This window comes from Zunongwangia profunda SM-A87, from assembly GCF_000023465.1.
Classification (GTDB): domain Bacteria; phylum Bacteroidota; class Bacteroidia; order Flavobacteriales; family Flavobacteriaceae; genus Zunongwangia; species Zunongwangia profunda.
Genome location: NC_014041.1, coordinates 393,579 through 420,162, shown reverse-complemented (window position 1 = coordinate 420,162; position 26,584 = coordinate 393,579). Strand labels below are relative to the sequence as shown.

The following is a 26,584-nucleotide window of genomic DNA, read 5'->3' as shown; positions in this document are numbered from 1 at the left end:
GAAAAAAGATATTTGCAAAATTCTAATCAGAAAACATAATATATAATATCATGAATAAGATTATTTTAATATTCATTTTGGTAACCTCATTTACTTATGGTCAAAATCAAAAAATAAATAAAGATAATCCCGGGACTACAAAAACAGATGATTACTTAGAAGAAGATTGGAGAGAATTAAGTAAACATGGTCAACACGTTGAAGCTGCTAGTGAACTTATATTTCTTTCTATGTCTGATTCTACAAGAAATAAGCATGCGGACTATTGGCATATTGGTCAGGTATATGCTTTTGATAATCAATATAAAAAGGCTGTATTTTATATCAAAGAATCAATGAAAGGTAAATCAGAAAATGATGATGAACAATTCTGGTGGTATTACAAGGGCATATTAGCTTTTCTTCAAAAAAATAAAAACGAGTTAAAAAAATATTATGACTTGTTAGAAAAAAATCATACAAGCTATTACTCAAATAACGCAAAGGTTTTAAAAAGATTATTTGAAAATTTTGAAGAACCCTACTCGCAAGCTTATCCAAAATAATAACTTTAGACACTATCTCGCAATAACGACTAACAAGTCCGCAATTGTCTAAAATATTTTTACAGGAAAAAACTAAAAACGATAGTATAACTAATTTCCATCATCATTGTTTTAAAAATAAAATCATCGGTAAATAATGATTATATTCAAGCATAAATTAAGATTGGTTTATTAAATAATTATACCGGTTCTTTAAAACTGATATTATGAAAAACTGGAATTTTAAAGTCAAAAACAACCCTGCTGAGATAAAGAACAATTTACAATCTTCCCTTGCATCGGTTCACGGGTTTGTTATAGATATCAAAAGTGATAATAGCAGCCGCATCACCTTTAAAATTCGTAAACGATTACTGTACGCATGGTACATAGTCTACCACAACAATTTAGTGGTTAACGGAAAATTATCCAGAGCAGATAATCAAGATGAAACAGATGTACATATTTCTTTTGGCCAAAATATTCTTTGGAAATTTGTGATTTTAGCACATCTTTCTTTAGGATTAAGTTTTATAGCGGCAATAGTTTTAGGCAATAATAGTGGAAATTCTATGTATTTATTAGCCGCCCTTACTTTCGCCATTGTCCTATTATTGTGGTTTCGATTACAGAAAAAACACAAGAATGATGTAGAAGAATATAAAAAATTACTCTCGGAAACGCTGGGATTTTAATATTCTAATAGGTTTATTTTTTTAAGCGAGTAGATGGCGATTAGGAAAGTGTACTATTATTCACCAATCTCTTCAAAAACGATAGAAGGCTCCTCCTTCATATAATTTGAAAAAATTTAGCCATATAGCATTTTTTACATTACGCTAAGCCCAAGAACATCGCTTTCATACCTTTCTTTAGTTCAGTATCATCCTGCCGTAGGCTATCAAATTCATTAGTTTTGGGATTATATTGATAGTCTGTTGCCCATTCTTTTCCATACTGTATAATTTCCCGTAAGGCTTCAATAATGCTCTGTACCTCGGCATTGGTCATAATGGGATGTAAAGACACTCTTACCCAGCCAGGCTTATCAGTTAAATTTTGATTCTCAATATCCTGAATCATTTTTTCAGATTGCTCACTATCAATCTTAAACAGGTAATGTGCCAGGCTGCTGGCACAAGACCATCCGCCACGTACCTGTATCCCAAATCTATCATTAAGTAGTCTAACCACCAAATTGTAATGCATTGCTCTTACGTTAAATGAGACGCAACCAATATGATTCTCTTCACGATTTCCCAGCACTTCAATCTCTGGAAATTCAGCAACACCTTCATAAAACAAATCAAGTAATTCCTTTTCACGCAACTTCATCATTTTAGGATCCATAAGCTCTTTGAGTTTTAGGCACAAAGCGGTACGAATTACCTGAAGAATACCGGGGGTTCCTCCATCTTCACGCGTTTCCAGATCGGTATGATACCCATAATCACTCCAGGGATTCGTCCATTTTACATTCCCACCACCGGGCGTATCCGGATGTGTGTTTTGATGCAATTTTTTATCATAAACCAAAACACCACTGGTGCCCGGACCTCCTAAAAATTTATGTGGTGAAAAGAAAATAGCGTCCAGTTTTTGGTTTTTATTTTCGGGGTGCATATCAATAACTTCATAAGGTGCCGATGCTGCAAAGTCAACAAAGCAAAGCCCATTATAGGCGTGCATCATTTCTGCTAATTGATAAAAAGGAGCAATAGCCCCGGTAACATTTGAACATGCGGTGAACGAACCTATTTTCACCTTTCGGTCCGCATATTTTTTAAGCTGAGTCTCTAAGTTTTCCAGAGACATTTGCAATTTTTCATCAGGTGCTATAAGTACCACATCTACGTCTAAAGCCTGCCATGGCACCTGATTGGAGTGATGCTCCATATGGCTGATAAAAACAACCGGTCGCTCTAAAGATCCAGACAAATGCTGCTTAGCTTTAAGCCCCATAATGCGGTGCAATCTGGCCAGAGCACCCGTCATTCCGGTGCCGGTGGTAACCAAGACATCATCTGTTCCTGCATTTACATGTTGCTTTATAATAGCTCTGGCTTCGTGATAGGCGTAGGTAGACGCTTTGCCTGTCTCGCTCGAAAAAGAATGGGTGTTGGCCATTAAAGGGCCTATCTTATTACAAATCACTTCTTCTATAGGTTGATACAACCTTCCACTCGCAATCCAATCAGCGTATAATTGGTTCTGGATTCCATAAACCGATTTAAATTCATGATTTACACCTATGGTATTTCGCCTAAAGCTTTGAAAATAAGTCTCCAGATTTTCTGACATCGTAGTTTTTTGCATGTTTTTCTTCATCCTTTTAATTATTGACCTAATACAAATATCGGGTCTTTTATAAAGAAAGAGAGCTTAAACAAGCATATAAGCCCTCTTTCAATATTCATCAAATTAATTTTAATCTGTTTTCAATTCCTGAATATAATTTCTAACTCCCTCTAATCAGGTTCATATGCTTTGGGATCGTTTAAACACCGCTTAAATACTCACCTGCAGTATTGATTAGTACGGAATACGGTTACAGGTTGCTTTGTTCCATTTCTAAAAACAACCTGTTTTATACTAGAACTATTTTCTGTACATAACCGATCTATCATCTAAATTAGTAAGGATTAATTTTTTTCAGAATGCTTGAATTTTTAGACTTAATTAGTAAATATTTCCTTCAGTTTCTCATGAAGTCCCTCTTCGCGAAGATTGGTAGCAATAATCTCTCCCTCTGGATTGATAAGGAAATTTTGGGGTATCGCACTAACCATATAATCCTGAGCGGCCTGATTTTTAAAGCCTTTTAAATCAGAAACATGTTTCCATGGAAGCTTATCTTTCTTAATAGCTTTTTCCCACAGTTCACGCTTTTCATCTAATGAAATTGCTAAAATCTCAAGACCTTTGCTGTGATAGGTATTATAAGCCTTTAATACATTAGGATTTTCTTTACGACAGGGACCGCACCAACTTGCCCAAAAATCTACGAGTACAAACTTTCCCTTATAATCCTCAAGGCCTATTTTGTTTCCTTCAAGGTCTACCTGATTTTTTATAGCAGGTGCTCTACTGCCTACTGCAACCGATTTATACCCCTCTAGAGCTTTGGAAAGTTTTTTACCATAAAAGGAAGACTGCGCTTTGGGATCAAGCAACTGGTACAATTCATCGGCTCTATCTGGATCTGCATATTGAATATAACGCTCTGAAATAATCATAGGAGCCGCCAGACTACCAGGGTTATTAGATACATAAAGCTTAGTAATACTATCGCTAAATCTGCTCATTTCTTCCCACTTTTTATCCATCATCAACCGCTCCTTCTTAGCTAATTCTCGCTTTCCTCCTTGATTAAGCGAATCAAGCAGTTGGTATATTGGCCTTGCTTTACTTCGAATTTTTTCAAAATAGGTGTCATAATAATCCTGATACTCTGCATAAACTGAGGCTCCGTTTACTTTTGCTTTGTACAAAGAATCTTTTACCGCATTTATAGTAATGTCTTCGTTAGACAAAACAATACGTAAAGGCCACTCTGTTGTATCTGAAGTTTTAATAGCATACCATTTTGGGAAATCAACTTTCCCGCTAAAAGTAAATTGATCATTCTGAAGTTGTACAGAGTCTACCAGTGATGAAGCTCCTTCGGGAACATCCAATTCTTCAAGATAAATCATCCCATCTGGTTGATTTTTAATCTTTCCTGAAATTTTGAATTGCTCTTTTTCTTCTGAATTTTCGTTGGAATCTGAGTTTTTACATTGCACCGCCGTCAAGACAGCGATACAAATACAAACCAAACTTAATCTATTCGTGCTTTTCATTATATTAATCATTATATCCTGGATTTTGTTCTAGTTTAGGGTTAGATTGTAATTCACTATTGTTTATAGGCCAAAGTACATCGGTAGACTCCCAGGTTTGCGGTTTTAAAGCGCTTAAAACGGCATCTGCCTTCCCTGTTCGTTTGAGGTCTAACCAGCGATGTCCCCATTCGCCAATAAACTCTACCTGGCGCTCCTCAAATACTTTATCAAGTACTTCTTCTTTGTTCATGCCACTTGCATACGCATCCAGGTTACCGTGGAGGGTACGAACCTTATTAAGGTCTTCCAGAGCCTCATTGGGCATATCCTGCTCTGCCCGTGCCTCGGCACGTATCAAATATTGCTCGCCTAAGCGCAACATAATGCTATATTGATTAATTGACCCACCTAAAGGTTCATATTTAGCAGGATAATAATAAAGCTCATTTTGATAACTTACGGTATCTACCCAGGTCTCAAAACGAGCATCTGCATCATCAAATGCGTTCAAAGCAGTTTCAGTAAGCACATAAGTTGGTGTTTGCCCGGGATTAAACCACCGGCCTTCATTAACCACGGTAGAATTTGTATTTGAAGGTATAAGTTGCCAGATGGTTTCCTGATTATCAATTCCAAAAACCTGCTCAACATCATCTTCCAGGGCATAAGGACCGTTGATTAGCTTTGTCGTATAATCTTCTGCCAGTTTCCATTCTTGCATATACAAATAAACGCGAGACAACATCGCCTGAACCACATATTTATTAGGTCGCAATTTTTTATCACTGGGATATTCATCTGTCAAAAGATCCTCAGCACTTTTAAGATCTGTAATTACCTGTTCATAAACCTCAGCAACAGAGGCTCTACCCTTAGAAGCATTCTCCTTATAATCAGTAGAGGTGATTAAGGGTATCCCACCATACATATTAACCAGGTAAAAATGTAGAAAAGCCCTTACAAAATATGACTCTCCGCGTAATTGAACTTTAAGATCTTCAGAAACATTAGGTGCATCTTCAAGTCCTTCCAGGATAGCATTTGCCGAATAGATAATATTATAGGTATCATACCAGTAATAATAATCCGGGCCAAAAGCAGTAAAAGGAACTTCATTAATATTATACGATTGATACGTCTGTGTAAAATCGTACAATTCGTCTGCACAAAGTCCTCCCATCACACTTAGGCTCCCGTTAGAAATATTAATAGGATCAGTTCGTAACATAAAGTCTCCGTAAACACCATTTATAGCGGATATAGCAGTAGCATCAGAAGCAAAAACATCTGAGGTTGCTAATTGATTGTCTGAAAGGTCGGGTTCTAAATAAGCCTCACAACTGAAAAGTGTTAAAAGGGCTAACATAAAACAACTTGATAGATATATATTGTTTTTCATAATGATTTTTTATGATTTAGAAATTGGTCTGTACCCCTAATGAAACTATACGTAAAGGCGGTGCAAAAGTCGATTTCGATTCAGGATCCAATCCTTTATAAGAGGTTATAGTAAGCAAATTTTGCCCCTGAAAATAAACACGTGCATTCTGCATTCCTACCTGATTCACCCAGGTTGCGGGTAAATTATAAGATAGATTTACATTACGTAATTTAATGTAAGAGGCATCATCCCAATGGAGGCTGGAGCTTAGTGAATTAAAAAAGGCATTGCTGGTAGCAGTTGAAGGCTTTGGAACGCTTACCTGATCACCCGGTTGCTTCCAGTAATTAAGAACCGATTCCTCAAAATTTGACCTGTTACCTACTGCATCATAAACAGTGTTCAAATAATTGTAATCTTCTTGTTTTACAAATTGAAACAGAAAGCCAAGGTTCCAGTTTTTATAGGTAAAATTGTTTTGCAGTCCCCCATAAAACTTAGGTAAACGATCTCCCAGAATCTTGCGGTCATCGGCATAAGTAATTTGACCGTCATTATTTAAATCTTGAATAGTATACGTCCCTGTTTCAGGATCAACCGAAGCTAGATAACCTTTCTGACTCAAAATCGAAGATCCAACTTCATAAGTATTGGCATAAGTAGAAGCTTCCAGATCATCAAAAGAGACTAATTCATTCTTTTGAAAAGTGATGTTAAAATCTGTATTCCAACTAAATGTTTCAGAATTGATATTTCGGGTATTCAAAGACAGCTCAACTCCCGTGTTACGTATCAATGCCGGAAGGTTTGCATTTACCGAAGTAAATCCTGTTTGTGAGGGCAACGGTAAACCTACCAGCTGATCTTTTGTTGAATTACGGTAGTAATTAGCATTTAGCAGGATTCTATCCTTTAAAAAACCTAATTCCAAAGCAACGTCAAACTTCAATACTTTCTCCCAGCTATAATCTAAGTTTGCCAGTGCAGTAGGTGTTAAAACAGTTGAAGATTCATTATTTATCGAAGAGGTTGCAGTCCATAATTGGTAATAACCATAATCCCCTATCCCATCATTACCGGTGGAGCCATAGCTAGCCCTCAATTTACCAAAACTTAACACCGACTGATCTTTAAAAAATTTCTCTTCAGAAAAAATCCATGCAGCACCCAAAGCGGCAAAATTCCCATATTGATTGTTAGGTCCAAAACGGCTGGAACCATCTCGTCTTACAGAGGCATTGAACAGGTATTTATCATTCCAATTATAATTAAGCCTTAAAAAACCGGATAAATACCGGTAATCTATATTGGAAACAAATATCGAATAGCTACCCGCTGCACCTATATTATCTAAAAACAAGTCTGACGAGTAATTATTTGCATCAATGGTTTGATTGTCCTGGGTACGTTTCATTAGCGTGCCCCCCAATAGGGCAGAGAATACACCATTTCCTATTTGATTTTTATAAGTAAGTTGTGGTTCTATATTAAGCGTCTGGCGTTTGGTATCTCCTTGTTGTACATTAGGACTTCCCCAGGAATAATTGGCATAAGCCGGGTTAAGCGAAGTTGAAGGGTTTTTATTCTGCTGATCAAGATTATTGATGTTATAGCCTACTAAAACCTTAGCCGTTATGTAGTCTGAAATTTCATAAGCCAGATTAAGATCCGCAAAAAGCGTGTTAGTCTTATTAACATAAGAAGCATTTAAGGGAGCTATGGGATTTGTAATCGTCCAGTTTAATGAACCATCTTCATTATAGGGGTTGAAGTTGGGTGGTGTTAAAAGAACGCTGGCAAAATTTCCGCCAAAAGAATTATTATCATCTGTACTATAGTTAGCCTGAAGGTTCAACCTAAAGCGATCGTCTTGAGATTGATAGCTATACCGGGAACGAATACTAAAGCGCTGATATGAAAAATCTCCCGGGTAAATAGTTCCCTCCTGGTTATACGATGTGTTTAAAGAAAATGAGTTCCTGGCAGTCCCGGTGCTGATTCCGGCCTGGGCATTTACAAAATTGGCCGTCCCGCCAAACAAGTGTTCCTGCCAATTCATATCCAGATTTTGATCCCATAAGGTAAGATCAGGAGCATTACTATTGTCTGGCACAACACCATCATTCTCAAAAGCTTGTCTCCTAAGCGCAAGATATTCTGGAGTACTCAATAGATCCATCATATGGCCTACTTCTTTCACGCCGGTAAGCACATTTACATTAACGCTGAGTCCTTTTCCAGAAAGTTTATTGTGTTTGGTAGTAATCAATATCACCCCATTTGCTCCACGAGATCCATAAATCGCAGTAGCATCTGCATCTTTAAGTATACTTATACTTTCAATATCTGCAGGATTGATACTGTTAAGTGGGCTCTGGTTTCCTTTAGTAGGAAAACCAATATAACTGAATTGATTCATAGGCTCGTCACTATAGGGTATTCCATCAATCACATATAAGGGACGATTGGAGCTCCCTATAGAATTTTCTCCGCGGATGCGCACGGTCACGTTTCCGCCCGGGCGACCTGCTTCCTGAGTTATAAAAAGACCAGGGGCAGCACCTTGTAAGGCTAAAATTGGGTTGTTTACAGGTTGTTCTTCAATCGTTTCTGCATTTATCTGATTAACAGCTCCCGTATTAAAACGTTTTGAAGTCTCGCCGTAGGCAACCACCATAACTTCATCGAGCTCTGAAGTTTGTTCTTTAAGACTGATATTTACCACCTGTTGATCGGTTACCGTATGGTAAGCTTTTTCAAAACCCAACATATTAAAAACAAGTACTTCACCGGGTTCAGCTACGATAGTGTACTTACCATCTATATCTGTAGAAACGCCGCGACGTGTACCTTCTATAAGTACAGTAACACCAAATAATGGCTCCCCTTTTTGAGAACTTACTATCCCCGAGACGGTTTGTTGTTCCACAACCTCTTTCGCTACAAGAGTTTCGTTTTTTTTACTAAAAACAATTTGCTTGTCCAGTACCTTGTAGATAATCCCTTCTGTAGTAAACAAACTACTCAAAATCTTCTCCAGAGAAATTTGATCTACAGATACATTCACCCTCCGATTAAGATCAATATCACCTACACGGTACAAAAACGAATAAGGGGTAATAGTCTCTACTTTTTCAAAAAAGTCCAGAATGCTTATTTGCTTCTCGTGAAGTGTAATTTTCACATCCTGAGAATAGGAATTAGCCTGTATTTGAAAGATTGCAACGAAAATAAAAAGAATACTGAACCGCATAGAAAGATTCATTTTTGGCCATAGCAAGCTACGACACCTGTGCGTAATACATTTTTTCATACTTTTAAAGTGTAGAATTAGTGGTTTAACTTAGTTTTAAATCGCTGTTATGTTTACTAAAGGGAATGTTGCCGCATTCCCTTTTTTTAGTTGATCACAACAGTATTTTGTTTTATATCATAATTAAAAGGATAACTTTCATTAAAAGATTTTAAAATCTGCTCAAGGCTTTCCGCTTTAAATTTTGCCGTAAACTTCTCTTTTTTTAAGGCGGTATTATTCACCTGAATTTGAACATCAAATTTGCGTTCCAGTATCCGGGCGATCTGGGGAAAATCAGCCTGATCAAAATAAAGCTGACCTTTAACCCAGGCAATGTATGGTGCAGTATTTACAGATGCAATTTCCAGAGTTTTTGATCCCTGAGTGTATGAGGCCTGCATCCCCGGTTTTAATACAACTGCATCCTCAGGGTTTGATTTTTGTTTTACCTGTACAACCCCATTAACCAGTAGCGTATTAGAGTTTTTCTCATCAGCATAGGCCTGTACATTAAAATGTGTCCCCAACACTTCAATTTCCAAATCATCAGTATGCACCAAAAAAGGTCTTTTTGCATCATGACTCACCTGAAAGTAAGCTTCCCCGGTTAAAAATACTTCCCGATTACCTTCGGCTTTAAAGCCATTAGGATATCTAAGACTACTGCCAGCATTAAGGTTTATCAATGTACCATCTGCTAAAGCCACTACACTACTCTTCCCGTAAGGAACGTGAATTTCATCAAAACTAATTATCACATCATCCTGATTTTTAGTTATATAAGTTAAAGTATCACCCCTTTGTTCAATACGAACGCCATTGGTTTCAGCAATAACGCCTTTAGCTCCTTTCTCAAGTTGTTTATGCACACCTGTATCCAGATCTAATGTCACTACCTGCTCTGGAACAGGTTGAATTTCAAAAGATGCATAATAAAGTACTGCCCCACCCAGAAGAATTGCAAAAATGGCTGCAATACGTAATAGGTTTTGATAAGGATTTAGTTTCTTTACAGGGGGTACTTCCATAATTTTAGCGAAGAGTTTATCCTTCTTAGCTTGTTCAATCTTTAACCATCTTTTATTTAGCCTGTAATTCAGACTTAGCATTTCTTTAAAATGACTCTTATTGTCTTTGTCATTTAATAAGGAGTCAAGTTTCTCTTGCTCTTCATCTGAAAGATCTCCTTGAATGAATTTTTCAACTAATCTTTCAAAATCGGTATATTTACTCTCCATTATGCAATTTTTTTTAATTAAACGTATATAAAATGAATCACCCCGGCTTTTTTATTACATTTTTTTCATTGCGATCAGCATTTGGAATTATAGGTCATAAATTTCTTTATAGGTAGAGATTTTAAAACAGACTTTCTGTCTTTGCCACTACTTAAAATTTTTACTTAGCATATCTGTGCTATCTTTATCAAAGTATCCCTACATATCTATGTCTCAGTATTCTTTTAAAAACAATGAAAAACTTATACAACGCCTTCAAGCGGGAGACAGCGAGTGTTTTCAGTATATATTCAATGAACTCGTTGAACCCTTAACGGCTTTTATATACACGTACACCCAGGATGAGGCGTTGGCCGAAGATATTGTGCAACATAGTTTTATGAAACTTTGGGAAAAGAGAACGTCTCTGAATCCTCAAGCCTTCCTTAAAACATTTTTATTTACTATTGCCCATAACCGCTTTATCGATATATACCGAAAAGAAAAAAAACAGGTTTATTTAACAGATACGATATATCTAGAAACTGTTTTAGAAACGGAAGAATTGAACGAGGAAAATCTAAAACCGCGTTTGGAGCAAATAGATAAAGCTATTGAAAGCCTTCCCAAAAAGTGCAAAGAAGTCTTTTTACTAAAACGTCAACACAATCTGAAAAATAAAGAAATTGCGGAATATCTGGGGATTTCTATAAAGACAGTTGAAGATCATATATCCCGGGCGCTACGACTAATCAGGAAGCAAGTACTGATCTGGTTGATTTTAATTCTTTCCGATTTTTTCAATTAAAAAAGAGCTTAAACCTGTAGTTTAAGCTCTCCCAAGTAAATTCAAGCAAAATCAAAATTTTGAAGAAGGCTAATTCAAATAAATTCTAATTTCTTTCTGAATTTATAGCCGTTATTATTTAGGCATAAGTACACCTTCGATAATATCTGGTTCACTATTGATCAATTTTGCCGTAGCCATAAGATCATCTGTCGTGATACTTTCAATTAATGCGATACTACCTGCTTCGTCAGAAACCGGCGTTCCTTTTTGAAGGTTATTAGCGATATTACTCAACCAATAGTTATTATTACGTTGGTTTTCTGAAACACCTTTCTTGTAATTACTTTTTATTTCAGCCAATTCCTCTGCACCGATGCTTGTTTCCATCTTTTTTAATTCGCCATATACAATCTTTAACAACTCATCTGTTTTATCCGGATTACAGTTAAAGCTTACGCTTAAATTATAGTTTCCTATAGGTTCCCAGCTTACAGAACCGCCTACTCGGACACCGTAAGAACCTCCTTCTTCCTCCCGTATGCGCTCCATATAACGTTTATCAAGAAGTTGAGATAACACATAAAGCTCAAGGTTATTTTTCTTGGAATACTCCATATCACCATTAAAACTAACATTGATGGTTGTCTGAGGAGTCTCCATTTCTTTCTCCAAATGCACAGTTGTTTTCCCTTTAGCAGGGCGCATATTATGGTTTACCACCTCTTCTGTTTTAGTCGTAGACGGGATACTTCCTAAGTATTTTGTAGCGAGATCAAGCAATTCACTCTCTTGGAAATCTCCTACAAAAACAAAAGTAAAATCGTTAGCATTAGAGATACGCTCCCGATAAACTTTAGAAGCTCCCTCTAAAGTCACATTATCTATGAGCTTCTGGTCAAAAAGAACGGATCGCTTGCTGTGACCGGTAGATGCGAGTGTAAGGGAATCTTGAAAAGCACTGGTCACCTGTTTTTCTTTAGCGATTAAATTAGTCGCCAGATTTTGTTTTATAATTTCAAAAGCCTGTGCATCAAATCGAGGGGCGGTAAACTGAAGGTAAATTTGCTTAAACAAAGTTTCCAGGTCTTTAGTTTTACTACTTCCGCTGAGGCTCTCACTATAACCATTTATAGAAACACCCAGAGAAGTCTCGGTCCCGGCAAGCAATTTTTGAAGTTCAATTTTATTTAACTCACCAAGGCCTGATTGACCTACCAGATAAGAGGCCACAACCGTATTTGGCAATTCTTCTACGGAAAGTAGCGAACTACCTCCAGGACTAAAGGCCGTCATAAAAACCTGTTCTTTATCAAAATCAGTAGGATAAAGTGCCAGTTTTAATCCGTTTGCCAGCGTGTACGACTTAGCATCTATACCTTCAATGTTTTCTGTTTTTATAACCGGGCTGCCTTTAAGATCTGTATTGATAAGCTTCTTATCTGAGCTGGTTTCTTTAAAAGGAGTGAGCTTTTGTGCCGCCACTTCAGCAAGAGCGCTTTCAATGTCTTCCTTATCCGGGTAAGTATTTGTATCAGAACCTACAATACTTACGCCTCTGCCATTATCACCTTTAAAACGTTTCAGATAATCCAGAATAGATTCATTAGTCACCTGATCTAAAAGACGTAATTGATACGATAAGGTCCAGCCATAATCAGTTACCGACTCCTTATCAAAGAAATCCTGATAAATCTCCCCTGCATAACTATCGTTGCTGCGTTTAGCAATATTTGCTATTGAAGATTCAAGACTGGTTTTAAAAGCTGCTTTAGCTCTGGCTAATTCTTCCGGCGTAGCACCAAATTCAGCAAAACGGGTGTACTCTTTTACTATATATTTCAGCCCGCTAAGTAAACTGTCTTTTTTAGGACGTGCATTCAGACTAAGAATTTCTAAGTGACGTACAAATTCCTGAACACCAAAACCTACTCCCAACACCGGGCAGTTTTTTTCTAAAACCAATTCAGAAAAACGGTTGTTTAAAATATAGGAAGCAAAGCTACCCGTAATATCTTCTTTAATTTTCTCAACCACACTTAAATCTAAAGGGGTACGCTTCACAAAATATTGAAGGGAAGGTTCACCAAGTTCTTTGTCGGTAGAATTAATATACACAAATTCTGCTGCGATGGGTACATCAAAAACAGGGCGTTCCGGCAAATCTTTTTTTAATGGAATAGACGAAAACACCTTCTTGATTTTAGCCTCCAGCCCTTTTACATCAACATCACCAACAACGACTACAGCTTGCTGATCTGGACGGTACCAGCGTTTGTAATAGTCACGAAGTTCATCATATTCAAAATTATTGACCACATCCATTAGACCAATAGGCATTCTCTTACTATACTTAGAATCTTTTAAAAATCCATCGAGCCAAACTTTAGAATTAGCCCTAAAACCTGCCGTATTGCGTGAACGCCATTCTTCGTTAATCACACCGCGCTCGTTATCGATTTCTGCATCGGTTAAGGATAAATAACCCGACCAGTCGTGTAGGATTAATAAAACCGAGTCCAGTAATTTTTCATTAGTAACCGGAACCTGATTGATGTTGTAAACCGTCTCATCAAAGCTGGTAAACGCATTAATTTCAGAACCGAATTTCATTCCGTTTTTCTCCAGGTACTCCAGCATTTCTTTGTCCTTAAAATTCTGGGTACCGTTAAAAGCCATATGCTCCAGGAAATGGGCAAGACCCCGCTGGGTGTCGTTTTCTAGAACAGAACCTACATTCTGTGCAAAATAAAAAGATGCTCGTTCTTTAGGCTCCTCGTTATGCAGCACGTAATAATGCATTCCATTTTCAAGAACTCCCGAAGCGAAATTTTTAGGTGGTATAGGACTATCAATCTGCTGCGCATTAAGGCTGAAGCTTAACAACGCAATTAAGAGAACCAGGCCGTTTTTTATTCTATAGATCATATATTATTTGTTGTTATAATTTTTAATTCCCTCTTGTAACCAACTTAAATACGAATCCACATCGGGATCATAAGCTCGGGGATCATTTAAATTCTCACCTTCGTTATCGATCAGCACATAATACGGCTGCGCATTTGCTTTATAGTGTTTGATCTGAAAATCGCTCCATTTGTTCCCTATGGTCTTTATCTTCTTGCCGGTAGTTTCTGAAACATATTGCTCTGCTTCGGGAAGCTCTTTTTTATCATCAACATAAAGCGATATTAGTATCAGCTCATCCCGAAGTACTTGCTGAACCTGAGGCTCAGGCCAAACCCGTTCTTCCATCTTACGACAATTAACACAGGCATATCCCGTAAAATCAAGCATTACAGGTTTGTTCACCTTTTTTGCATAGGCCATCCCGGCCTCATAATCTTTAAAGGTAACAAGGTCTAAAGGTCCTAATTCTGCGTGCGGAGGAAGCTCTATCGAAGTGCCTGAAACGCCTTTGGTATTTCCTACACCATAAGGAGACTCACTATACTGTGCAGGAGGAGGAAAACCACTGATCCACTGCAAAGGAGCGCCCCAAAGACCGGGAATCAGATAAACCACAAAGGCCAATACAAACAACCCCAGACTCAATCTTCCTACAGAAATATGCGCTAAAGGACTATCATGAGGGAGGGTGATTTTACCAAATAAATACAAAGCCAAACCTCCAAAAACAGCAATCCAGATCGCTAAAAAGGTTTCTCGTTCTAATAAATGCAATTGAAGCACTAAATCTGCATTGCTTAGGAATTTAAAGGCTAAAGCGAGTTCTAAAAATCCTAAAACCACTTTAACCGTATTGAGCCAGCCACCTGATTTGGGCAACGAGTTTAACCAGCCGGGGAAAGCCGCAAATAAGGCAAAAGGTAGCGCAATCGCCATTGAAAACCCTAACATTCCCACAATGGGAGCTACCCCGCCCTGCGAAGCAGATTCTACCAGCAAAGTGCCCACAATGGGCCCGGTACACGAAAACGACACAATAGCCAGGGCAAGCGCCATAAAAAAGATACCGATAAGACCACCGCGGTCTGCCTGCGAATCGATCTTTGTGACCCAGGAACTGGGAAGCACAATCTCGAAAGCCCCCAAAAACGAAAAAGCAAAAACAAGAAGTAATCCAAAAAAGATCAAGTTGAACCAAACATTCGTAGAGAGCGCATTGAGCGAATCGGCACCAAAAATGGCAACCACTACAGAGCCCAGTACCACGTAAATCACTATTATAAAAAGTCCGTATAGCAAAGCATTTTTAATACCGCTGGCACGGGTTTTACTTTGTTTGGTAAAAAAGCTTACCGTCATCGGAATCATCGGGAACACACAAGGTGTTAATAGCGCTGCAAAACCACCTAAAAAACTCAAAATAAAAATAGAGATCAAATTACGAGAATCCGCAGCTTCCTCTTCCTGTTCTGCTTTAGTATTCTCTAAATCTGAATTAGGTTTTTTAATTGGCTGATCTCCTTCTTTTAGAGTTAACGTATCCTGCTCTTCGGCATTAACAACTTCAACTTCGGTTGATTCTGATTTAGTAGCATCGCCATTTTTAGGAACAGTCTGTTCTTCGACTTCGTTCGTTTTTTGTAAGGGTTTTGTAGCTTCTTCGTTAAGGGTTGCCGCCGTCGCTTCCAGCTCAAAAACAACCTCTTTTATAGTTGGTGGCAAACAACTTTCATCATTACACACCATAAATTCTACGGAAGCCTTCACACTAAAAGCTTCAGCTGTTTTACGTTCTATAACTTGTTGAAATTCGGCCGAATCTGAGAAATATTTAATACGCATTTCAAAAATAGGGTCATCCACCACGTGCCCCTGTGGCTCAGAAACAGATCCATTAAGCTCATAAGCATCACTTGTAGTGAACTCAAATTGAGTAGGAACAGGACCTCCATCAGGTACGTTTTGAGCGTATAAATGCCAGCCAGGTTCAATGCTCGCATGAATACTTAAAGCATAATGGGTATCGTCAATTTTTTGAACATCGGGCTTAAAAGAAACCGGATCATAGATTTGGCTCTGCGCAAGAGAAACAATTAAAAAAAAGATACCCGTGATAAATAGTCTCATCGATAAAATAGTTTTAAGTAAAAAAGGTGACTACAGTTTAGACGTAAACCAGAACTAAAACCCCTGTAAATTTTTGGTTTTTATTTTGTATTACTTATTATCATCCCTATATATCTCCCAAATCCACTGCGTAATATCTTCTAAAACCTCTGGTGCAAACACCTCATCTAGCATACTTATTTCTTGGGAAGTACAGGTTTTACAATGTTGATACATATGATTCAGGCCCGGGTATATTTTGGTTGTCACTACGGGAGCATTAATCAGATTTTCTTTGAAGGAAGCTACATTCTCAGAAGCCGGTACAAAAATATCTGCATCCCCATTTAGGACAAGTACCGGCACTTCTATATCAGGCAAATACTGCTTAGGATTATATAGAATCATTTCTTTATACAGCTTGCTTTTTGCACTGTTATAAAAGCGGTAAATCAAGGTCTTGTCTCTATCATCCGCTAATTGCAAAGCTTCAAGTGTTTTAAGGCTTTTACCTTTCATCCACTTCCCTAGCCTGTCTTCCAACTCTGTTTTAAGACTATCAGTCTCCTGATTATTATAAACGGTTTTAAACAACTCGCGGTATACTTCCATTTGCAGATTAACCAGACTGTCAGGCATTTTAGAAGCTTTTAAAATAGCAGTGTTTTGCAAGTCCAGGATTTGTAGTCCTGAAACTCCTACGCCCGAAAGGCTTACCATAAATTTTACATCGGGATCCTGTGCCGTGAGTCGGGAAGCCACTACACCCCCTTCGCTATGACCAATTAATCCAATAAACCGGCTATCGATATGCTCACGTGCTTTCAAATATTCGAGTGCTTCCCGGGCATCAGCGGTAAAATCACTAATTCCGGCGTTGTCAAAATTTCCGGTAGTGCTACCCGTTCCGCGGTCGTCCATTCGAAAAGAGGCAATTCCGTTACGAGCTAAAGCATCTGCCAAAACCGTAAAAAACTGGTGCCCACTATACGTATAATTGCGGTCTTGCCGGCCGGTACCATTAAGTAATATTGCCAATGGATAGTGCTTATGATCATTTGGGATAACCAAAGTTCCTCCATAATCAATACCGGTTTTTTTCCCACTAAATACAAGTTCGGTACTTGTATAGGGTAAGGTTCCCTTAGGATGCTGGGGATAGCTGTGCGGTTGCAATGCATTTACCTGATCAAATTGAATCGGATGTTCTCCTTCATAATTGGCAAATACTAGCGTAAACGTGCTGTCTAATTGAGGCTTAAGCTTCAATACTAAATTAAACTCCTCGTTTTTTAAGATCAGACTATCGCTAAGGTAGTTTCGCTGAAGCGGAAGGCGGTTGTAATAATATTCTGGACTGCTTAAAAAGAATGAATCTTTAGCATTTTGATTCTGAGTTTTCTCCAGGAGCAGACGTTTTGCATGGTATTGCCCCTGCCATAAGCTTTGCCCCCGGGAAAGCCCTGTACTTAATGCAAATAGCACCAGAATACTGCAGATTCTTCTTAAAGTCATTAGGATTTCGATTCAGCCTTTAAATATTCAACTATGGTTTTAATCTCATCTGCAAGAGCACTGGGACTACCCTCATATCCGGTAGAGCGCCATCTTAGATAACCATTCTGATCTATGATCATTTTCTGTGGAATTCCTGAAAACTGAAACGCTTTTGCATACTTTGTGTAAACCATTTCGGGCTTACCATTTTCCGGATTAACAGCATCGTACAGCACCTCAAAGGGATATTCTTTTTCCTCGATAAAGGCAGCCGTTTTGGTTTTGTAATCCTTTACATATTCCTGCGTATCCAGAAAATAAAACTTCACATTAGCGTCATCTGCATAATGATCTACGACCATTTTCATACCGGGCATTGCTTTTTTACAAGGTGCACACCATGTTGCCCACATATCGATAACCACGATTTTACCCAGCTGATCTTTTAGATTAACCATGCCTCCATAAGAACTTTCCAAAGAAAAATCTTCGATTGGTTTCTTGATCAACTCTGTTAAAAGCGCCTCTTTCTCTTTCTGATTTTCAGCACCGGTCTTAAGCCCCGCTACATAATCTTTAAAATCAGAAAGCTCTTTTCCTGATTTTAAATATTCGTCCTTTAAGACCTGGAGCATTTCGGGAGATGTATTGTTGTGTCTCAAACAAGCTGCAATAAAGCTTACCGCTTCATCCATCTTGTCCTGACGCACCAGTTGCTGGGTATACAACGCATTATATTCAGTATTCTCATACTTCAACAAGGCTGCTATTTTGTTTAAATAATAAGCCTCACGCTTATAATCTTGCTGCTCGTTTAAAATCTTAGCATAAGTCAGGTATTCTGAAGCTGCTGCTTTTAAAGCCATCGCTTTCCATTGATTGGGTGAAAGTTTTCCGCGATAGGCTTTAGGAACTTCATGTTCCCGACTTTCAATCTCCGGGAAGATACGATCTGCAAATACCTGCAAGCTATCTAGCGACATACTCTCATTGGTATAAGGGATACTCACTAAATGCCAGGCATAATCTACCAGGTTTGTATATGAAGCATTTGTTAAATTATCAAAGACAAAACCGTAATCCTTATTTTCTAAAATATAGGTGTAGGCTATACTCCGAAATAGTTTATCGTAGTAGAGCTCCTCTGTAGTTGTAGTTATACCTTCAAATTTTTCTTCTGGAAATTGATTTACAAAAGCATTGTACGCCTTTACACGCTCATCAGGATCTGCTTCACGGAATAGTTGCTTTATTGCCCGATCCCTGGCCAGAACACCATTGGGATATTTAGAAAGCAATGCGTTTTCTACAGAATCTACATAAGTCTCATTTCCTGTGATTAATTCAAGACTACGTTGCACATCATACTGTTGCTTTAAATCAAGCGCGGGAAAACTCAAAATATAGTTGAGTTCTTCCTTGATCCGCCCAGTTTGATCTTCGGTATTAGTACGTTGCAGTAAACGTAACCCCGAATAAAAAATATGCGATCTGCTGGAAGGATTATCCCGCATCTCATTATTAAGCCACATTAAAGTCACCGAATCTTCAATAAAAGACAGGGAATCCAGCTGTTGCGGAAAATCTTCATTAATATTTGGATTACGCATAATGCCCCAGCCCGAATAAGAACCGGGGGCATTATTAATCATCCAGGAATAGGTATTGGCACCACCACGATCAAGCGTATCTTTTGCGTAGAACACACAATTGATAAGGGCGATGCCCGGCTCTAATTTTAGTTGCCCCTGCCATTTATTTTCTTCGGTACGCTCAAGCTTTAAGTCTTTCACATTCCACTGAAAATCAGCATAGGTATAAACGACAGCCGTAAGACTATCTCGATTTTTAAGTGGCGTTTGCGAGGCATCGTAGCTCAGTGTAACCTGATCTCCCGCCTTGGGGTATCTGGGCGCTACACTAAATACTTCCTCTTGATCTTGTCCCCAGAGGTTACCTGTAAAAACAATGCTGATGGCGAGCAGGGTAAAAACAGGTATTATTTTTAATACATTAAATAATCTCATAGCTATAGCTTATGGGTTTTGTTCCAGGTTAGGTGCATATTGAAATAAACTGGAAGCAAATGGAAACTGATAGCGGTCTCCTTCGGGTTCAAGGGTGTATACCTCATCGATATATTGATGGGTAATGGTTTTCGCAAAACGCGGATCTTTATTAAGCCGTTTAAGGTCAAACCAGCGGAAACCGCCTTTTGCCATAAGTTCCTTGCGTCGTTCTTCCAGTACTTTAAGCAAAGCCTCTTCGGCATCGGCCGCAGTAAGCGGTACATAATCTTCAGCTTTAAATCGTGCCATGCGAAGCTTATTTATCGAGGTCATAGCCGCATCAGTATCACCGGCACGGGCTTCTCCTTCTGCTTTAATGAGTAACATCTCTGGTACGGTTGGTCCTGCATTACGTTTCTCTCCAGTAAGAAGCCCTTCGCAATAAGCTCTTCCTCCACTAACCTGATCATAAGTCATTTCACTTATAGGTCTTGTATATAACTGATAGCGTAAATCCTCTTCTTCAAAACTGTTTAGCAATTCATCATTTAACGTAAGTAAAGCGGGGGCATCTTTATAGGAACTGATGCTCATTTTAGATAAAATCAATTCCGGATTTTCAATACGTCTTGGCCATCCTGAATCTGGAGTATCGATATAGTCCTCCATATTCAGCAGGCTGTTTTGCAAACTCAAAGCGTTTTCTGCCTCGGCCTGAGCTTCGGCATAACGCCCCATATACAAATAGGTACGGGCAAGCAAGGCATGTGCACTGGCTAGTGAAGGGAAACCTACTTCGGTTCCTCTGCGCGTAGCAGGCAGCCCGCCATTAATAGCCTGCTGTAGGTCACTTACAATCTGATCGTAAACTGCTTTAATGCTGGCGCGGGTTACCTCTTCGGTCACCGTAGGCTCCGTAAACATGGGGATTCCCAAATCTGTTTCCGAGGTTTCGGCATCATAGGCTTTTCCAAAAATATTCACCAAATCCAAAAAGATATAAGCCCTGTGTACCAAAGCTTCAGCCTGTAGGGAGGCCTTTTCTGCTTCGGTGCCATTATTGCTGGTCATCACTTCTGTAATTACTACATTAGCGGTATAAAGCCCTTGATACATTACGCCAAGATCATTATCTGTATCGCCCGCATAATAAACGGAATCTGCCCATTTATAAGTTTCCTTAAAAGGACGGTAATAATCTGATGTACCGTAGTTGTTCTCAAAATAGGTCGCGTAGTTTTTTCTCATCTCGATATCGTCAGAGGCTACATCTACTAAACTGTACGAGGCATCAAAGATTGAAGTCTGATTTAAAAGATACCGGTAATTCTCAGTCTCCTCAGGATAGAGACGGCCTTCGGTCTTGATGTCTACATAATCATCGCAGCTTACAAAAGCTACACTCATTAAGAGAAACAGGATATATAAAGAATGTTTTTTCATCATCATTAAATTAAAAATTAAGGTTTACGCCCACTGAATACATCGCAGTAGGTGGTATACGTATAAGACTACCACTGGTATACGGCAAGAAATCCGGATCTATATCATCATCATTGGCTCTCCAGATTAAACCTAAATTACGAGCCGTAAGCGATAACGAGGCATTGCGTAAAAAGCTGTTGGCGACTAAATCAGAAAAATCATAACTCAGTGAAATCTCACGCAGTCGTATATGATCTCCATCGATAACCCTATCAGTGCTATACAGATACCGACCTAAACTATACCCCCCAAGTCCCTGAGCTCCGGGAACATTGGTATTGACCTCATCCCCAGGGGCTCTCCAGCGATCTGCAATATCGCTGTTCAAATCGTATGCCTCAAAAGATCCGTATCGTGACACGTAATTACCAAAACTGGGGTTAAATAAAACATAATCCAGTTTATAGGTCGCCAAAGCATAAAGTGACAATTTCTTATAGGTGAATGTCGTGGCAAAGCTGCCATAGTATTTGGGCGTTTGCGTACCCATATATTGCATATCCTCAATTTCAGTTAAAGGGGTGAAGGCATCAACGATGTCTCCATTACGGTCGTATACAATGGTAGAGCCGTTCTCATCCAGGCCTGCTGATCTAAAAGCAAAAATGCTGTTAAGCGGATAGTCCACAATTGGGGGTGCACTCGCGGTACCATTTAGGAAAGTGGAATAATTCTCGTAACGCGAATCAGTCACCTCATTTTTATTATACGATAAAACAAAGGTTGAATTAATACTAAACTCGGGAGTTCTTAACCACTCACCGTTTAGGTTAATATCTACCCCTTCTCCGCGTAAGGTTGCCGTATTCCTGGTTAGGGTATTATTATTAGGTAGTCCATAAAATTCAGAGACCGGAAAATCCTGAATCAGGTCATCACTATTTTTTATATAATATTCCACACTTCCCCCAAGTCTTTTGTCAAACAGATTGAAATCAAGACCAAAGTTGAGCACACCTGTTTTTTCCCAACGTAAAGCAGGGTTTGCAGGTGCTGCAATAAACGCATAGGGTAGCCTGGATAAATTATAATCTGTACCGGCAATAGAAATGTTTGTAAAGGGGAACGTAGTAAGGCTGATGTTTCCATTAAAACCATACGTAGCTCTAAAGCTTAGGTTATTAATCGTCTCCACGTCTTTTAAGAAGTCCTCTCGGCTCATATTCCATTTTAAACCGGTAGACCATAAAGGGGTACGTCTATAGCTTTTGTCTACCCCAAAATTATTGTAATCATCCAGGCGTACACTACCTGATACCACATATTTGGTATCAAAGGTATATGCTGCATTGGCGTAATAGGATAAAAAGCGACGGCGTTGATTGGTGGCTACCTGATTGTAACTGATGTTATCGTTGTACCCGTAAATAGTGGTATAGGTCGCAGATGGTAAATCTATAGAGCGCTGAGTTTGCTCATTATATCCATAAAGATTTCCACCGGATACTTCTGTGCGTATTTGACGTAATTCTATACCTGCTATGGCATCTATCGCATGCTTGCCAAATGTGTTGTTGTAATTAAGCTGGCCGCGCATGGTTTGACTACTTTCAGTATAATCGTTTCTCTGATAGATAGCCCCCAAAGGAATGCCTCGTGTTAATTGCTGAGTAGTAGGATTAAGATACATAGCCTGATTGATTCGGTCTCTGGTGTAATACGTGTTTTCACCATAAATATTATCTTGTTTGGTATTGGAACGCTCAATAAAATAAGTTCCCATGGCTGATAAACCATCAAAAAGAGGCAGGGTTACACTAATGTTAGCCGAATAATTCTGCTCCTTAATACCATTATTAGAATTAGCCAATTCATCCAGGTAGTTGTAGCTCCAGGGCAAATAACCGGCCTCTTCAAAATTTTGTATATCTGCACTGTAAAATGCCCGGTAATAATCTACCGAATTTCCGGCTTCATCTACTATCTGATCATAAGGTAAAAACGTAGTTCGAGATGCTGATAAAGGACTTACACCTAAGCCGTTTTGTTTAAAGTTAAAAAACGAGCCTTTAAGACTGGTTGATACTTTAGCAAAATCAAATAACTCAAAATTCTGATTAGCGGTTAAAGTAAGACGTTTACCATCTACGCCTTTACTTTGCGTTTCTTCTTTGGCATAAGAAGCCGAAGTGAAATACGAATAGTTCTCCTGTCCTCCACTTATGGAAAGGTTATAATTTGTTGAAGAAGCAGCCTGAAGCAGATAATCTTCAATCTGGTTGTAGTTATTGCGACCGCGTAATACTGAGAGTTTATCTGCAAGCTCGGCATCGCTTAGTGTACCACGCTGGTTTTGCAGCATAAGTTCTACCCCGGAACTTACCGGCACTGAACTGTATATACCGGCACCCATTGGGTCATAAATAACACCCTTCTCCAAAAGCTCCTGCTCCAGATCCAGCACCTGATCTGAATTCATTAGAGGCAAACTGGAGAGCGAAGGTTTACTGGAAAAGGTATAGTTTTGAGACAAGTTGATACGGGTTGCTCCTTTTTTTCCTTTTTTAGTATCTATAACAATTACCCCGTTAGCAGCTCTCGCACCATAAATAGAAGCCGAAGCTGCGTCTTTTAAGAAAGTAATTTTCTCAATATCATTAGAGTTTAGGTTTTTGATATCCAGTTCTGAAGGAACGCCGTCAATAACTAAAAGCGGTTTATCATTGGCCTGATATGTTGACTGCCCGCGAATTCTATATTTGTAACTAGTATTTCCTTCCGTTTCACCAAATTGGTTACCGTATACAAACGTATTATCAGATGCAAGAAGGTCTATCTGTAAACCTGCAACTCTTCCCTCTAACTGATTTATCACATTATTTACGGGCACTTTTTCTAATTCTTCAGATTCAATTACAGAAAAGGAACCGGTAGCGCGTTCTTTTTGAATATTCTGGTAACCGGTAGACAATAATGTTACCTCTCCTAAACTATTCACCTCTTCTTGTAATATTACGTTTAGAGTCTTCTCATCTCCTACCAGCTTCTCCTGCTTTTTAAATCCTAAAAAGCTAAATACCAAAGTATCCCCTGTTGCCGCCTGGATGCGATAATTACCTTTTTCGTTAGTTACTGCACCCGTACGCGAACCTTTACGCCACACGGTCACCCCCATTAATGGATAAGCATTTGGATCCCTAACATTACCGTAAATTTCTTGTTGATCTATGGTACCTTTATTATCCACCGATTGACCATTTGTATTACTAATGGTTTTGGATTTAAGGATTACCTGTTTCTTCTTGATGATATAATCAACCGGTAAATCATCAAAAAGCTGTTGTAGCACTTCTTTAATAGAGGCACTGTTGGTTTGTATATTTACTTTCCAATCATCCTGAAGTAAATCTTCCCGATAGAAGAATTTATAATCGCTTTGCTTTTTAATTTGCTCAATTACCGTAGCGACTTTAACGCTTTCCAGATCAATATTGAATTTCTGGGCACTACCCTTCGTCGCAAACATCTGTAAGGCACAAAACAAGGTTAAAATGACAGAAACCTTCATCTTTAAATGTTTTATTTTCATAATTTTGAAAACTATTAATTGTTGTAGGAAATAATTAATTGTGAGTTAGAGAGGATGTTGGCGCATCCTCTTTTTTTTGTGAGTTAGAGTTTTAATTCATAAGTACTTATTTAATTGTTATTATGTTGTTTTTGTAGGAATATTCAAAAAAGTCTATTGTGGTAAAGGCATTCATAACATCTTCTACGCTTTCTGTATTCAGATCAAAATCTCCATTAAAACGTGTTGCTGCTAAAGATGGATTGTTATTGATAATCTTTACGCCATAACTACGTTCTATTTTTTCAAGGATCGTCACAAAAGGCTCATCAATAAATAACAGGCGGTTTTCTATCCAGGCAATATTATTAGCTACCTTTACTTTAGCTACCCTTATAGGCTCTTTAACGCCGCTCCAGGTTCCGGCTTCCCCCGGCACTAGTGTAGCTTGTTTTTGCCCCTGCTGTAGTCTCACCGATCCTTCGGCAAGAGTAGTTGTAATTTGTTGCGATCCTTTATAAGCATTAACATTAAAACGTGTCCCTAATACTTCAACCTGCAGTTTTTCAGCATTTACACGAAAAGGATGTTCGGTATCTTTAGAAACTTCAAAAAAGCCTTCTCCGGTAAGGTGAACTTCTCTATTGCCGGTATTTGGGAAATTTGCCGGAAAACGCAACGTACTTTCTGAATTGAGATAAACCCGGCTACCGTCTGAAAGCAAAAGGTTAAATCGCTTTCCACGGGGTACCTTTATGATATTATAGGTAGTAGACTGGGTACCTGAAGTTCTGAAATCTAACTCTCCCTGCTTCTGGACTCCCAGCGCATTCCCAGATTTATCGGTTAATGTGCCTTCTCCGTTCTCATCAAGACTAATGGTTTCTCCATTAGCATAGGTAAAGGTAATCTGCCCCGGATTGTATTCCTCCTCTACCTGATTATTTAAATAGAAATAACCTACCCCTGCCGCAAAAAGACCTAATACTAAAATAGCGGCATACTTAAGGAGGGTAACTGGCATAATTCTTCGAGACGAAGATTTTCGCTGCTGAAAAATATCGTCAAACCCTGGATTTTTTTCATCTTTACGGCTATAAACAGTTAGCAGATAATCCTGCTCGACTGCATTTTTAAAATAATACGTATTTCGTTTGCTGCTTTTTACCCATTGCTCAAGCTGCATTAACTCCTCATCACTTATGCAATGATTTTGAAATTTTTGTATTAAATCGTCAACGTTTTCCATGGTTTCAAATCATAAATCACCCTAGTGACGAAAAAAAAACACATATCCCTTAAAAAAATTTAATTTTTTTTAACCTTTACTTTATAATGTGTAATCCCTATGAATCACAAGGTCCTAAATGAATTGCTTAAAAAAGGTGATGAGCATTCGTTTACCCTCATTTTTGAAGCATTATACCAACCCCTGGTAGCTTACATGATGCAATATGTTGATAAAGCCGCAGACGCCGAGGATATTGCGCAGAATACATTCATTAAACTTTGGGAGAGAAAAGACCATCTAGATCTCAATATATCGGTCAAAAGTTATATGTACAGTACGGCTTATAATATGTTTATAGATACCTATCGAAAAAAGAAAAAGCAGCAAACCTATCTCGACCAACTTAAAAGTGAAACCCTTGTAAGCCTTACAGAAGAGCCAGATGAGCTTTTGGAACATAAGCTGAAGCTGGTTGCCAAAGCAGTTGAAGCACTGCCAGAACGGTGCCGACTTATTTTCATCATGCATAAAAAGCAAGGGCATTCCCATAAGGAAATTGCTCACCAGCTGCGAATATCTACCAAAACTGTAGAGGCCCAGTTGCGTATTGCCTATACACGCCTACGGGAAGAACTTAAAAACAGACCTGACTTATACTTGATGGTAGTCACTGCAAAATCTCCTATCTTTAAATAAGACGTGGTACTATTATATACTTCAAAAAGTAAGAAAATAACCGACTTAGATATTTTTATGAGTCCACACCTCTTATGTGCCGAATCATTTTTAAAAAAGAAAAAGCGAAATTGA

Annotated in this window: 16 protein-coding genes; 4 read left to right on the top strand and 12 right to left on the bottom strand. The window is 38.5% G+C overall.

What is annotated here, in order from left to right; all coding sequences use genetic code 11:
• The first annotated feature begins 50 nt into the window (after positions 1-50).
• Positions 51-545 (top strand): hypothetical protein, encoded by a 495-nt coding sequence (locus ZPR_RS01905; RefSeq protein ID WP_013069907.1) that lies wholly within the window; start codon positions 51-53, stop codon positions 543-545.
• Between the two features lie 206 nt (positions 546-751).
• On the top strand, positions 752-1,219 hold the full coding sequence (locus tag ZPR_RS01900) for a hypothetical protein (protein ID WP_013069906.1): 468 nt from the start codon (positions 752-754) through the stop codon (positions 1,217-1,219).
• Positions 1,220-1,358: 139 nt separating this feature from the next.
• On the opposite strand, the gene ZPR_RS01895 is transcribed toward ZPR_RS01900, so the two are convergent.
• The 5 genes from ZPR_RS01895 to ZPR_RS01875 form a co-directional block, all read right to left on the bottom strand.
• Entirely contained in the window at positions 1,359-2,852 is a 1,494-nt protein-coding gene (locus tag ZPR_RS01895; protein ID WP_013069905.1) for an aminotransferase class V-fold PLP-dependent enzyme, read from the bottom strand.
• Between the two features lie 347 nt (positions 2,853-3,199).
• Entirely contained in the window at positions 3,200-4,366 is a 1,167-nt protein-coding gene (locus tag ZPR_RS22380) for a TlpA disulfide reductase family protein (protein WP_187288251.1), read from the bottom strand.
• Positions 4,367-4,370: 4 nt separating this feature from the next.
• Positions 4,371-5,747: a RagB/SusD family nutrient uptake outer membrane protein gene (locus ZPR_RS01885; protein WP_083759713.1), complete on the bottom strand. Its 1,377-nt coding sequence runs from the start codon at positions 5,745-5,747 to the stop codon at positions 4,371-4,373.
• Positions 5,748-5,763: 16 nt separating this feature from the next.
• On the bottom strand, positions 5,764-8,982 hold the full coding sequence (locus ZPR_RS01880) for a SusC/RagA family TonB-linked outer membrane protein (RefSeq protein ID WP_187288250.1): 3,219 nt from the start codon (positions 8,980-8,982) through the stop codon (positions 5,764-5,766).
• A gap of 146 nt (positions 8,983-9,128) precedes the next feature.
• Positions 9,129-10,262 carry a FecR family protein gene (locus ZPR_RS01875; protein ID WP_013069901.1) on the bottom strand — a complete coding sequence of 378 codons (1,134 nt, stop codon included), beginning with the start codon at positions 10,260-10,262 and terminating at the stop codon, positions 9,129-9,131.
• Between the two features lie 208 nt (positions 10,263-10,470).
• Between ZPR_RS01875 and ZPR_RS01870 the strand changes: the two genes are divergently transcribed.
• Positions 10,471-11,049, top strand: a complete 579-nt coding sequence (locus ZPR_RS01870; protein ID WP_013069900.1) for an RNA polymerase sigma factor — start codon at positions 10,471-10,473, stop codon at positions 11,047-11,049.
• 114 nt (positions 11,050-11,163) lie between these two features.
• Here ZPR_RS01870 and ZPR_RS01865 read toward each other — a convergent pair whose 3' ends face one another.
• The 7 genes from ZPR_RS01865 to ZPR_RS22375 form a co-directional block, all read right to left on the bottom strand.
• Positions 11,164-13,956, bottom strand: a complete 2,793-nt coding sequence (locus tag ZPR_RS01865) for a M16 family metallopeptidase (protein WP_013069899.1) — start codon at positions 13,954-13,956, stop codon at positions 11,164-11,166.
• A 3-nt stretch (positions 13,957-13,959) separates the two neighbouring features.
• Complete coding sequence (locus tag ZPR_RS01860; RefSeq protein WP_013069898.1) at positions 13,960-16,065, bottom strand: protein-disulfide reductase DsbD family protein; 2,106 nt, start codon at positions 16,063-16,065, stop codon at positions 13,960-13,962.
• A gap of 90 nt (positions 16,066-16,155) precedes the next feature.
• A complete protein-coding gene (locus ZPR_RS01855; protein WP_041578530.1) occupies positions 16,156-17,559 on the bottom strand; it encodes an alpha/beta hydrolase family protein in 1,404 nt (467 codons plus the stop codon).
• The gene (locus tag ZPR_RS01850; RefSeq protein WP_013069896.1) at positions 17,559-19,568 is read right to left on the bottom strand and encodes a TlpA family protein disulfide reductase; all 2,010 of its coding nucleotides are present in this window, start codon (positions 19,566-19,568) and stop codon (positions 17,559-17,561) included. Before ZPR_RS01850 ends, ZPR_RS01855 begins: the two co-directional genes overlap by 1 nt.
• Before the next feature lie 9 nt (positions 19,569-19,577).
• The gene (locus ZPR_RS01845; protein WP_013069895.1) at positions 19,578-20,999 is read right to left on the bottom strand and encodes a RagB/SusD family nutrient uptake outer membrane protein; all 1,422 of its coding nucleotides are present in this window, start codon (positions 20,997-20,999) and stop codon (positions 19,578-19,580) included.
• A gap of 4 nt (positions 21,000-21,003) precedes the next feature.
• A complete protein-coding gene (locus tag ZPR_RS01840) occupies positions 21,004-24,564 on the bottom strand; it encodes a SusC/RagA family TonB-linked outer membrane protein (RefSeq protein ID WP_049771406.1) in 3,561 nt (1,186 codons plus the stop codon).
• 106 nt (positions 24,565-24,670) lie between these two features.
• Positions 24,671-25,792: a FecR family protein gene (locus ZPR_RS22375; RefSeq protein WP_049771405.1), complete on the bottom strand. Its 1,122-nt coding sequence runs from the start codon at positions 25,790-25,792 to the stop codon at positions 24,671-24,673.
• 99 nt (positions 25,793-25,891) lie between these two features.
• Between ZPR_RS22375 and ZPR_RS01830 the strand changes: the two genes are divergently transcribed.
• The gene (locus ZPR_RS01830; protein WP_013069892.1) at positions 25,892-26,470 is read left to right on the top strand and encodes an RNA polymerase sigma factor; all 579 of its coding nucleotides are present in this window, start codon (positions 25,892-25,894) and stop codon (positions 26,468-26,470) included.
• Positions 26,471-26,584: the final 114 nt, after the last annotated feature.